At 60.9% G+C, this 12,118-nt stretch carries 8 protein-coding genes, 2 pseudogenes and 1 riboswitch; of the genes and pseudogenes, 6 read left to right on the plus strand and 4 right to left on the minus strand.

Annotated features, from left to right (window positions below):
• Positions 1 to 197 precede the first annotated feature (197 nt).
• Positions 198 to 285: riboswitch (ZMP/ZTP riboswitch) on the plus strand.
• A 29-nt stretch (positions 286 to 314) separates the two neighbouring features.
• From purH to HWX48_RS08880, 3 genes are all read left to right on the plus strand, one after another.
• Positions 315 to 2,366, plus strand: a complete 2,052-nt coding sequence (purH, locus tag HWX48_RS08870; RefSeq protein ID WP_175956723.1) for a bifunctional phosphoribosylaminoimidazolecarboxamide formyltransferase/IMP cyclohydrolase — start codon at positions 315 to 317, stop codon at positions 2,364 to 2,366.
• A gap of 218 nt (positions 2,367 to 2,584) precedes the next feature.
• Positions 2,585 to 4,678, plus strand: coding sequence for an ABC transporter ATP-binding protein (locus HWX48_RS08875; RefSeq protein WP_175956725.1), 2,094 nt, complete (start codon positions 2,585 to 2,587; stop codon positions 4,676 to 4,678).
• Positions 4,678 to 6,420: an ABC transporter ATP-binding protein gene (locus tag HWX48_RS08880; RefSeq protein ID WP_254873049.1), complete on the plus strand. Its 1,743-nt coding sequence runs from the start codon at positions 4,678 to 4,680 to the stop codon at positions 6,418 to 6,420. Before HWX48_RS08875 ends, HWX48_RS08880 begins: the two co-directional genes overlap by 1 nt.
• A gap of 687 nt (positions 6,421 to 7,107) precedes the next feature.
• Here HWX48_RS08880 and HWX48_RS08885 read toward each other — a convergent pair.
• Entirely contained in the window at positions 7,108 to 8,250 is a 1,143-nt protein-coding gene (locus tag HWX48_RS08885; protein WP_175956727.1) for a hypothetical protein, read from the minus strand.
• Positions 8,251 to 8,351: 101 nt separating this feature from the next.
• Between HWX48_RS08885 and HWX48_RS08890 the strand changes: the two genes are divergently transcribed.
• From HWX48_RS08890 to HWX48_RS11290, 3 genes and pseudogenes are all read left to right on the plus strand, one after another.
• Positions 8,352 to 8,675 carry a transposase gene (locus tag HWX48_RS08890; protein ID WP_175956729.1) on the plus strand — a complete coding sequence of 108 codons (324 nt, stop codon included), beginning with the start codon at positions 8,352 to 8,354 and terminating at the stop codon, positions 8,673 to 8,675.
• 49 nt (positions 8,676 to 8,724) lie between these two features.
• Positions 8,725 to 8,934: pseudogene (locus HWX48_RS11425) on the plus strand (IS3 family transposase); the annotation flags it as partial.
• A gap of 17 nt (positions 8,935 to 8,951) precedes the next feature.
• Positions 8,952 to 9,629, plus strand: coding sequence for an IS3 family transposase (locus tag HWX48_RS11290; RefSeq protein ID WP_303048077.1), 678 nt, complete (start codon positions 8,952 to 8,954; stop codon positions 9,627 to 9,629).
• Here the strand turns inward: HWX48_RS11290 and HWX48_RS08900 are convergent.
• From HWX48_RS08900 to HWX48_RS08910, 3 genes and pseudogenes are all read right to left on the minus strand, one after another.
• Positions 9,616 to 10,116 (minus strand): annotated as a pseudogene (locus tag HWX48_RS08900) (transposase family protein); the annotation flags it as partial. The gene HWX48_RS11290 and the pseudogene HWX48_RS08900 overlap by 14 nt on opposite strands.
• A 379-nt stretch (positions 10,117 to 10,495) precedes the next feature.
• Positions 10,496 to 11,227 (minus strand): hypothetical protein, encoded by a 732-nt coding sequence (locus tag HWX48_RS08905; RefSeq protein WP_175956736.1) that lies wholly within the window; start codon positions 11,225 to 11,227, stop codon positions 10,496 to 10,498.
• Positions 11,228 to 11,321: 94 nt separating this feature from the next.
• On the minus strand, positions 11,322 to 12,062 hold the full coding sequence (locus HWX48_RS08910) for a hypothetical protein (RefSeq protein WP_175956738.1): 741 nt from the start codon (positions 12,060 to 12,062) through the stop codon (positions 11,322 to 11,324).
• Between the last annotated feature and the right edge of the window lie 56 nt (positions 12,063 to 12,118).

Raw genomic sequence — 12,118 nt, forward strand, 5'->3', positions numbered from 1 at the left:
CTGACTATAGGAGTTCTCCACTACCGCCTATAGAGATTCTCCACCCCTGGCGCCCTCGCGCACCGCAGTGCGCACACCCAAAAAGCCACCCGCAGCACCCTCGTCAAACACACGCCAACCCCCGCCGTCCGCCACCAGCCCCCACATGACTACACCGTGGACCCCGCTTCCCGCGTGTGCACCCAGGCGCTAAAGTGGGCTGTGGCCGCAACTGGCGAGGGTGGAGGACCACCGGGGAGCGGCCAGGGACAGGCCCTAAGGGCGTCGCCCGCCTGGGCGCCGGGGCGAGGATACGCTCGCCTACCGGAGGAAACATGTCCACCCCCGTCACCCACACGGTTCACCTCGACAATCTCGACGCCATCGACCACCGCCCGCTGCGTCGCGCCCTCATCAGCGTCTACGACAAGACTGGCCTCATTGACCTCGCCCGCGCCCTGACTGATGCTGGCGTGGAAATCGTCTCCACCGGCTCAACCGCCGCACGCATCGCCGAGGCCGGCATCCCCGTCACCCCCGTCGACGACGTCACCGGCTTCCCCGAGGTGCTCGAGGGCCGCGTCAAGACCCTGCACCCCCACGTGCACGCCGGAATCCTGGCTGACCAGCGCAAGGCCGACCACCGCCAGCAGATCGCCGACCTGAATATCGCCGCCTTCGACGTGGTCATCTGCAACCTCTACCCCTTCACCGAAACCGTCGCCTCGGGCGCAAGCTTTGACGCCTGCGTCGAACAGATCGACATTGGCGGCCCCTCCATGGTGCGCGCCGCCGCGAAGAACCACCCCTCCGTGGCCGTAGTGACCTCACCCGAACGCTACGAGGACGTCGCCCGCGCCGCCGCAGGCGAAGGCTTCAGCCTGGAGGAGCGCCGCGAACTCGCCGCCGAAGCCTTCACCCACACGGCCCTGTACGACATGGCGGTGGCCACCTGGTTTGGTGAACAGCTGGGCCGCCGCGAGATCGAAACCGCGCTCTTTAGTGCCTTTATGGGCCCGGCTGTTGCCGACGCGCTGGACCTCCTTGAGGAGGACGAGGACGAGGGCAGCTGCGGTAGCGCGTGCGGGTGCGCCGCCACCGCCGATCCTGCTGGCGAGGCCACCGCCGATGCTGAGGATGACGAGTTCACCTGGCCGACCGTTGTGGGCGAAGCCTTCGAGCTGGCTGACGTGCTGCGTTACGGCGAGAACCCCCACCAGAATGCGGCCGTCTACCGTCAGGCACGCTTCGACGAGGACGAAGAGCGCACGGGCGGCGCTGCCGGAGACGCTGCCGAGGTCGCCCCACTGCCCGGCATTGCCAACGCCCGCCAGCTCCACGGCAAGGCCATGAGCTACAACAACTACACCGACGGCGATGCCGCCCTGCGCGCCGCCTACGACCACGAGCGCCCCTGCGTGGCCATCATCAAGCACGCCAACCCCTGTGGCGTGGCCGTCGGCGAGGACGTGGCCGAAGCTCACCGCAAGGCCCACGCCTGCGATCCTGTCTCTGCTTTCGGCGGCGTGATCGCAGTGAACCGCCCTGTCAGCGTGGAATTGGCCGAGCAGATCGCCCCGATCTTCACCGAGGTCGTCCTAGCCCCCGCCTACGAGGACGGCGCCCTGGAGGTCCTTTCTACCAAGAAGAACCTGCGCGTCCTGCAGGTCACCCCGCCCCTTCGCGCCGCCGCAACCGCTGAGAGCGCTGAGATTGAGGTGGAGTTTAAGCAGATCAGCGGCGGCCTACTCGTCCAGGAACGCGACGACCTTGATGCCGCTGGTGACAGCCCCGAAAACTGGACGCTCGCCGCTGGCCAGCCCGCTGACGAGGCCACCCTGGCCGACCTGGAATTCGCGTGGCGCTCGGTTCGCGCTGTGCGCTCCAACGCCATCATTATCTGCAAGGATGGCGCATCTGTTGGCGTGGGCATGGGCCAGGTCAACCGCGTCGATTCCTGCAAGCTGGCCGTTGAGCGCGCCAACACTCTGGGCGGCCGCTCGACAGGCGATGCTGCAGCCGACGTAAACGAACCTGGCGGTGCGAGGCCTGTGTCTGTGTCCACGGAGGCCGCCGCCCCCTGCTCGCCCATGAGTTCTTGCGCCTCCGGCGCGAACTCAACGCCTACCCCAAATGCGCACGGGCTACCCGCGCAGGGGGCGCCTGCCTCCGTCACTGCTCCCACACCCGAGCGCCGCACTGAGGGTGCTGTTGCCGCGTCGGATGCCTTCTTCCCCTTCGCTGATGGGCTGCAGGTCCTCATTGATGCGGGTGTGAAGGCCGTGGTCCAGCCCGGTGGCTCTGTTCGCGATGAGGAAACAATTGCGGCCGCGAACGCTGCAGGTATTACGATGTACCTCACTGGAACACGCCACTTCGCGCACTGAGCTGGCAAAACTTCGCTGGCAACACTGAGCTCACAGGGCCTCATCTTCTCTGGAGCTGACCCAAACATTCCACTGGTGCCGGTGGCGGAAAGATCGCGATTGATCGTTCCCCACCGGCATCGGTGTGCGCCGGGGGTGTGTGAACGCGAAAGAACCATCCGCGTCAGGCGCGCGATGGTGATAACCGATGAGCTGCCCACTATTCGTAAGGATGTTCTGTGACCACCCCAGGCCACGCGCAACCAGGCCACGCAAACCCCGGCCATACAGCAAGCGCCGTGTCACGCAAAGACAGGCGTGCTGAGCGCCGCCTCAACCGCGAGCGCGCTCGCCGCGCCAAGGAGGCCGCGCGCGCGACCATGAGTGCCGAGGTTGCCGCCGACCTCGATAGTCAGGCGCGCGCCCTGGACACGGAGCTGTCTCCCATCGCTCCCACACCGACCCGCTGGCTTGCCCCCATGCGCTCCCCGCGCGGCTCCGCCCTCGTCCTGCCAACGACGGGCAACGGTGTGCTGCGCACACTGCTGCGGGAGCGCCGTTGGGCAGCGGTCTTTGCGTTGTCATTGTTCCTGCTGGGGTCGGTGTCATCGGCTCTTATGCCCTGGGCGATGGGCCGAGCCTTGGATATTGGTCTGGCGCACGGGATCGGGAGTGAGTTGGCGTGGGCGAGCGTCGTTTTTGTCCTTATCCTGACCGTTGTGGCTGCGGGTGATGGTTTCGGTCAGCTCGCAGAAACCGGGATGTGGGCGGGAGCGGATTGGGGGAGTAAGCGTAGCCTCGCCAGTCGAATCAGCCAGAGGTCACGCGCGATTAAACGCACGACGACCTCTGGGGATGTGGTTACTGCTGCCAGTACTGATAGTGGCGCTATTGGTGACCTTTTCACCACTGTCCCGGAGTTTATCGCTGCCACCATTTCGATCTGCATCGTCTCTTACCTGATGCTCACCGCGTCAGTGCCGTTGGGCTTGACGGTGCTCATTGGTTTGCCCATTGTTCTGGCTTTCCTCGCGTGGATTTCCCGCCCGTTGGAGAAACGCCAAAGCGACTTGCGAGACGAGCAAGGCAAGCTCACAACGATCGCCACTGACGCCGTGCAGGGTCTGCGTATTCTGCGGGGTATCGGCGGCGAGGCATCCTACGCCGCAGCCTATGCTGAGCAGTCCCAGCGTGTGCGTGATGCGGCAATCCGCGCTGCGGCAACCTCCTCGCTGCTGTATGCGGCTCGTATTGCCGCACCGATGCTGCTCATTACCCTGGTGGTCGCCCAAGGCGCGCTGCTGACGTTGAACGGACAGCTCACGGTTGGGCAGTTGCTCTCCTTCTACGGGTTCACGCTCTACCTGCGCCACCCGCTGTGGATGGCGGCAATGGTGTTGGAGAATCTGACGCGCGCTCGCGTGGGTGCCCGCCGGATTGGCGAGGTTTTCGCCGTGGAACCTCTCGTTACTAACGCGCCTTCTGGCGAGGCCGAGTCTGCCGACGCCACCACTACCGCCGCCCCGGTCTCGTGGGAGAGGGCGACTCTGAGCGTCGGCACCGTTGACCTGACCCCAGGGCGCATTACCGCCCTCGTCGGCCCCACGCCAGAGGTCGGCGCCGCCCTGGCTAGGAGCTTCGCCCGCGTTGAAGACCCCAGCCCACTCCTGATCGACGGCACTCCTGCAGCGCAGTTTCCCGTCGATGAACTCCGCAAACGCGTGGTCCTCAGTGAAGCCACACCCCAACTCTTCGCCGGCACCCTGCGTGAGGCGCTGCGCGGCTCCCAGGCCGACCTCACAATAGCCGCAGGCGTGACCGAAACGGTGTGGCGCAATGACCTCGACACGGCGGCGCGCACAGAAGAAGGCGCCATCTACGACACGCCCTCCGAGGCCGACCCGCGCCTCCTGGAGGCCATCGCCCGCGCTCACGCCGAGGACGTCCTGACCTCACTGCCTGGCGGACTCAACGGCAACCTCGCTGAAAAGGGCCGCAATATTTCTGGTGGTCAGCGCCAACGCGTGGCCCTGGCGCGCGCCTACTCCACGCACGCCCCCGTGCTCATCCTCGTTGAGCCCACCTCTGCCCTGGATGCCCACACGGAGGCCCTTGTCGGCCAGAGCCTGCAGGCCGCACGCGGCGGGCGCACGACGCTCATTGTCACCCACTCGCCCCTGCTGCTCACCCACTGCGACGAGGTCATCGTCATTGACGAGGCCGGAGGCGAGCGCGCTCGCGGCACATATGAGGAGCTGCTGGGCACCTCGGCCCAGGCCAGCTCCAATGAGCCGTACTCATTGCATGCCATGCTGGGAAAGGCGGACAACTGATGATCAAACTCCCCTTGGCAAGCAAGCGTGAGAGCCTACGGCGCCTGGGAACTCACCTGGGCGCGCGGCGCGGGCAGGTGGCTCTGGTAGTCGTCGTCCAAACCGTGGCTTCGCTTGCTGCGGTGTCATTGCCGTGGATCCTGGGCGTGGTCATTGATGGTATTGAGGCAGGGCAGCAGGCCCGCTGGGTACTGACCATGCTGGGCATTGCCTTCGCGATGGTCATGGTTGCTGGTGTGTTGAACTGGGTGGCCTCCTACAGGGCGCGGGTCCTGGGCGAGGAAGTCTTTTCCTCCATGCGCGTTGAACTTATGGACTCACTGACCCGCCTGCCACTGTCGGCGGTAGAGAATGCGGGTTCGGGTGACCTGCTGGCTCGCACCACCCATGACATGAGCAGTGTGCAGCACCTTGTCCGCAACGGGATTTCTGCCATGCTCACCATGGTTATTACCTTCACGGTGACGGTGGGAGCGGCTTTCGCCGCCTCCTGGGTGCTGGCGCCGCTCATGCTGGTGGGCCTGCCCTTTATCGCCCTGGTGGCACGCTGGTACTACCGCCACACCATCCCCGTCTATCGTGCCTGTGCGGCTGGGCAGGCAACCTTATCGGGCATGGTCGCCGAGACCATTGACCACGGCGAAACGGTGGATGCTTTGCGGCTGGGGCGCGTGCGCATGGCCTCCATGGATGCCGTAGTGAAGCAGGTGTGGCGGATGGAGCGCTACGGAGCGTGGACCCGCATGATCCTCTTTATTGCCCTGGTGTGTGGCACCCTCTTGCCTTTGCTGGTGGTCATTGGCGTGGGCGTGTACCTGGTGTCGCTGGGGTGGCTGACCGCCGGTCAGGTCACGACGGTGACACTGCTGGGCTATCAGGCGCGCGGCCCTGTGTGGGAGGCGACCTTCTGGCTCGATGAGCTGCAATTCGCCATCGTTGCCCTGCAGCGTATCTTCGGTGTGGGGAAGGTTCCTGCCGACCGCACCCCAACCGTTTCACGCGTGAAACGGGCCGAAATTGAGGCCAGCAACGTTTCCTACGCCTACCGTGACGGCCACCCCGTCCTCCACGACGTCTCGCTGACGCTCCGCCCCGGCGAACGCCTCGCCATCGTGGGCCCATCGGGCGCAGGAAAGTCCACCTTCGGGCGTATGCTCGCCGGCATCCACCCGCCCTCCTCAGGCAGCGTCAGCATTGACGGCGTGCCCCTCGTCAACCTGACCGAGGACGAACTGCGCTCCCACGTCGTCCTCGTCACCCAGGAACACCACGTGTTCGTCGGCAGTATCGCCGACAACCTACGCTTGGCCGCCCACGGGCGCACCGTGTCTGACGAGGCCATCGCCGACGCCCTTGCCGCCGTCGGTGCCAGCGAGTGGGTGGCGGGCTTGGAATCCGGCATCGACACCGCCGTTGGCGCTGGGGGAGTGGAACTCAGCCCTGCGCAGGCCCAGCAGATCGCCCTGGCGCGCATTATCGTCATGGACCCCCACACGGTGGTTCTTGACGAGGCAACCTCCCTGCTGGATGCCTCGGCTGCGCGAAGCCTTGAGCAATCCCTGGCCTCCCTGCTGGCGGGGCGCACGGTGGTGGCCATCGCTCACCGCCTGCACACCGCTCACGACGCTGATCGCGTGGCCGTCATGGAAGAAGGGCGCATTATCGAGTTGGGTAGCCACGATGAACTCGTGGCGCTGGGCGGGGCCTATGCGCATTTGTGGGAGCAGTGGACGAGGCGATAGGAGTCTGTAGGCGACAGTGATGCCGTCATTGCAGGGGCGCGGCTGTCGAGGTGACAGGCCTTAGGCAGCCGCGCTATCTTGGAGGCTTTTCGGGCGTTGGTAGGTCGTGGCGTAGGGAATGTGTGTGATATCGCCCGGCAGATTCGTATGACGCGATTACACTTGTTGCTAGAGAGCCGCCGAGAAGGTTCCCAGCGCGCCGATCTTTCTGCCGACACTCTTGTCACTTATTTTCTTCTTCACCCTCCCCTTGGTCCACAGGGCATCGAAATGCCAGAGCGTGCGGTCACGATTGTGGAAGCCCCTGTGCTAGATGCTCAGCCTCATCGTGCGTTCATTGAGGCACTCCAGTTGCGATGAGTGTTGAGGCAGTTAATCGTTATCTTCATTCACACGGGTACGAATTGTGCCCTTTGAATGGAGATAGCTACATTGACGATTTCTGCACGGAGAGGGATGAGGATAAGTTAGGTCACTGGCTGCGGGACAAAGCACGGGAATATCAGGATGAAGACCTGGCGAAAGTGTGGCTTTTGTGTCCCATATTGGCACTTTGCGTATCGCTCAATGCTTAACGTAGGGCTTAACGCTTAATGTATGCGGTGCACCGCATACATTAAGCGTTACCGTATCCGCTATGCCTTAGCCGACTTGGAGCACTGCTTGTTTTACTTTCTCTAAGAGGGGTTATTCCCAGGAATCATCCGTGTCATCATCAAAACGAAGAGGCTTCATACTCGCAACATCCCCAGGGCCCGCGCCCTCTGAAAGCCTAACCGGTCGACGCTCATCATCACGCACACGCACCACCTGATACCCAACACGACTCTTCCCATCCTTACGATCAGAAGACACCCCGGCTGCGCCAGGCCCATATGCGCCAGGAACCCCAGGCACACCCGCAGTGGCGGTGGTGGCAGCACCCGGGGTGCCCGCACCAGAAGGGGCGAAAGGACGCAACCCACCAACACCACCAGAAGAAGCAGTAGAAGCAGCCGAACCAGCCGAACTAGTCGAAGCAGCGGCATTCATTGTTCCAGACCCACCCACAGGGGCACCAAAACCACCCACGCCAGGAACACCAAAAGAACGAGCAACACCCACAGAAGGGGTCGAACTGGACACACTCGACATACTGGTAGCAGTTGAGAGCCCACCACCTGCCCTGCCCGCACCAAACACAGGGCCAGCACCCACACCACTCCTATGCCCCACATCAACACCCTGGCCCTGCCCCACCAGTGAGCGCGCACTCCCAGCAGCAACCACGCCACCAACACCACCAAGAATGCCCGCACTCAAAGACGCGCGAGACGACGGCAACGCAGAACGACCCGCCTCAGAACTCCACCGCGGATCAGTACCATCTGTCACCTGAGCAGGCAAATACCCACCAATAGGCCCATCAGAACTCATCTTAGGATTCAACGGAGTCTTGTAAAGATCAAGATGACGCAAAGCATCAGGATCATTAATAGGTTCCATACGACTCCCCGGCCCAAAAGCAGGCGGACGCCGATACACCCCCACACCACCAGAGCCCGCGCCTGAACCTCCTTGAGGGGCTATAGCACCAAAAGCCCCGACGATCACCCCCCAACCCGAGCACCCGCCACCAGCACCCACACCCCCCACAGCAACACTGCCCGAAACACTGCCCGGATGAGTGCTCCCGGCAGGTTCCTCACGAAAACGGCCAGTTTCATCCTTAAGGCTTTGAGTATGAGCGGCGACCTCGGCATTCATAGTCTTCAGGGCAGCGGCAGCAGCAGCTTCGCGTTCGCGATTGGCTTGCTCGCGCAGTGCAGTCAGGTAGGCATCGGGTGTCACATAGTGATCATCAACGAAAAGACGCTTCTCACTACGAACCCAGATTTCCGTATGTGAGGTGCATACTGCTTTTTGGACAGGTGATCTGAGAGGATTGTTTGATGAGTTCTTTGACTAGTAGTGCTTCTGGTGGTCGGTCTCGGCGTCGGCGGTATGCGCAGGAGTTCAAAGATGATGCGGTTCGGATGGTGATTGAGCTTGGTAAGCCGATTGCTCAGGTGGCACGTGATTTGGATGTGAATGAGGGAACGCTTGGTCATTGGGTTGCCCTGTGGCGTGATGCTCATCCGGGGCAGGATCGTGCGTTGGATGTGTCTGAGCGTCGGGCCTGGGAGGCTGATCGGCGTGCTTTAGCAGAGTTGAAAATGGAGAATGAATTCTTGAAAAAAGCCGGGGCCTTCTTTGCAGCCACGCACCAGTCTTAGCGAAGTTTGACCTGATCGATGCGAAGAAGGCAATTTCAAGGTCGCCTGGATGTGCCGCAAGCTCCACGTGCGTCGCTCATCGTATTACCACTGGAAAAACACGCGTGGTCACGTGAATTCGTATGCTCAACGCCGCGCAGCACTCGCCAATGAGGTAAAAGAGATTTTCATTGAACAACGTTCACGGGCTGGGGCACGCGGTATTACCGCTGAAATGCGCAGACGCGGTCACAGCGTCTCGGTGAAACTGGTGAGTCGGATCATGCGGGAAACAACCTGGTCGCCATTCAACCCAGGGCGTATAAGAAAACCACCATCCGCAGTGAAAACCCCAACGAGTATGTGTTGGACCTGGTTGAGCAAGACTTTGCCCCGTCACACTATGAGCCAGGCGAAGTTCTCGTTGGTGATATCACGTATCTGAAGACCCCGAGCGGGTGGTTGTACCTGGCAACGGTTATTGATCTTGCCACACGCAAAGTGCTGGGCTGGCATACCGCCAACCATATGCGCACCAGCCTGGTCACCACTGCTTTGGAGATGGCCCTGGGTAATGGAGCCCTGCCTGGATGCGTGTTTCACTCCGACAGGGGCGCTCAATACACCAGCAAGGAATTCGACACGTTCTGCGAAAACAACTTCGTTTACCAGTCCAAAGGACGCGTCGCGACCTGCTATGACAACGCGGTAGCCGAATCCTTCTTTGCCAGCCTCAAAGTCGAGTTCTACTACCAACAAGCCCACCCCGGAGGACTTGGCACCACCCACGAAATCGCCCGGTGGATCACCTTCTACAACACCACCCGATTCCACTCCGCTATCAACTACCTACCCCCAGAGCGCGAATGGGAACGCAGACGCGTCCAGCAACACACCCTCGCGGCCAAACCCGCAATAAGGAAAACCACACAAACTGTCCAAAAAGTTGACAGCACATCACATCCACGCCAATAACTCTCACACCGTCAAACCGGGCCGGGTTATTGATCAAGACCTCCAGGCCCTCAGCCACTACAGCGTCGTTAGCGGTATCCCAAGCCACCCCTAGCCCCTGGGCGAGGCTAGCTATGCTCAAGTGCTTGCACACAACCGCTTCCAACGCCCATCGCGCCGCCCGTCTGGACAGGAGTGCTTTGGGGGCTGCTGCTGACTCCATGTTCTGTCGCCACACATGCCCACACTCCCGACAGCGGTACCTACGCAGCCGTACCAACAAACTGGTAGGACGCCACCCAAAAGGCACATGCGCAAGCCTTCGCGTCACACTGTCGCGTACTAGTCCTTGGCCGCCACACCTCCTGCACCAGTTATCCGGCTCTACCACGCGGCATTCGAGCACTGCTCGCTCAGGCTCAACACACTGGCCGGTAACAATGAGCCCAAGGCCGTCCAAACCAGCAAAAGTAGTCAAATCAGGCTCAATGAAGGTAGCGTTGGACATGTTGAGGTCTTCCCGTTGGAGGCTGTGTTAACTCCCATCATCGGAAGACCTCAACGCCTATCCACACACCAACACCCCCGCACTAGCTCACACCCACCCACACCCTCAATTGGGAAGAGCCACTTTACGACCCCCACGGGACACCTTCGCTCACTCCCAGGCACCAACTCAGGGCGGACCGGCGTTCGTTGTCTAGCGGCTTATGGTGATGCCCTCTGGTGTGGGTTCAAAATGTGTTTTGGGAACCTACTTCAGGTTGCTCGCATCACTTTTTGTAATTCTTGAACCATCCTTTCAGGCTTCACCCCGGAACGAAACCCAGGACGGTTCAAGCGTTATTGGGGGAGGGACTGGCGGTGATGGGGCCGCGCTTCGTTGTCTAGAGTACGATGATGCCCTCTGGTGTGGGTTCAAAGAGGGTTTTGGGGACCCATTTGAGGGTGTTGAGTAGGTTTTTGCTGCTGTCGAGAATTGGTGGAACGTTGCCGTCGGGTAGGCGTTCAAGGGGAGGCGTTCGTAATCTGACCGTCCAGATGCCGTCGCATCGCCAGACAAGCCACCTTTCAATCCGGTCGCCGGTAACTCTACGTTTAGTGATTTCAGTGAAGCCTAGGGCAAGGTTTCCGTCAATGTATCGAGGGGGTAGCGCGTAACGGATTTTCTCTTCTTCTCCACCGTCTAGCTCACGCACAGCATTGAGGTCCCCAGCTTGTTTTGTATACAGCTCATGGAATTCGCTTGGAGAGCTTGGAATGACAGGATCCCCCCGAGGGATAAACCCGTAATAGACACTCAACAAGTCGGAGATATATGGGTGGCGGGTGGCAGTAGCATGTCCGTAAGCGTTTACTTTCGTGTTATGCGTTACCTGGGTGTTTTGGTCGTATTCAGCTTGGTAGGGGATAGGGTCAGTGTTTTCGAAGGGTCCGAAGAGGACGCCTTCGGTGGGTGGGCCTGTGTGCGTCTCGGTGCAGGTGGGGCCGTGGTAGTCGGCGGGGAGCTCGGGGTAGGTGGCAAGCATCCCCTCAGGGGGTGTAGGGCTGCACGCAGCAAGCGCCGAGGCTAGCGACAATGCTGCAAGGGCGGTGAGGAAGCGTTGAGTTTGCATCATGACTGTCCATCTAATTGGCTCGAATGCTAAGAATCTGCCGAAGACCTATGAAAGGAATGTTTTCTTGCGAGATTCCCTTAACGGACTAAAAGGCCTACCTGTAGTCCCGGGGCGGCGGGTCTTCGAAGCGCGTCTTTGGAACCCATTTCATAGTGTCGAGTAGTTTCTTGTCTTCTTCGAGAAATGGTGGAACACTCCCGTCTGCCGGCCGTTTGAGTTCAGCTGAATGTAATGTGATTGTCCAGAGGCCGTCGCATCGCCAGACAAACCATTTTTCGATCCGTTTGCCGGTCACTCTGTACTTTGTGATTAGGGTGTAGCCCAGGGCGAGGTTGCCATCGATGTAGCGAGGCGGTAGAGCGTAACGGATTGTTTCTTCGCCATCGCTACTTACTTTCGCGGTGTTAAGATCACCAGCTAATTCAATATACCTCTGTCGGAAATCCTCGGGGGATTCGGGGATCCCATGATCCCTATGAGATGCAACCCCGTAACGTACATACACCGCATCGGTGAGAGCAGGGATTTCGACAAGGTCTACCCGAGTAAGGTTGACTCGGCTGTGGGTATTTACATTCGTATCGTGCGCTACCTCGGTGTAGTGGTTGTACTTGACCTCGTAGGGGATAGGGTCTTGATTTTCGAAGGGACCAAAGATGACGCCTTCAGTGGGTGGGCCGGTATGTGTTCCGCTGCAGGTGGGGCCGGTGTAGTCGGCGGGGAGTTCAGGGTAGTCGGCGAGCATGCCTTCGGGTGGAGTGGGGCTGCAAGCGGCGAGCACTGACGCTAGCGACAATGCTGCAAGGGCGGTGAGGAAGCGTTGAGTTTGCATCATGACTGTCCATCTAATTGGCTCGAATGCTAAGAATCTGCCGAAGACCTATGAAAGGA

It is taken from the genome of Schaalia sp. Marseille-Q2122, from assembly GCF_903645355.1.
Taxonomy (GTDB): Bacteria; Actinomycetota; Actinomycetes; order Actinomycetales; family Actinomycetaceae; genus Pauljensenia.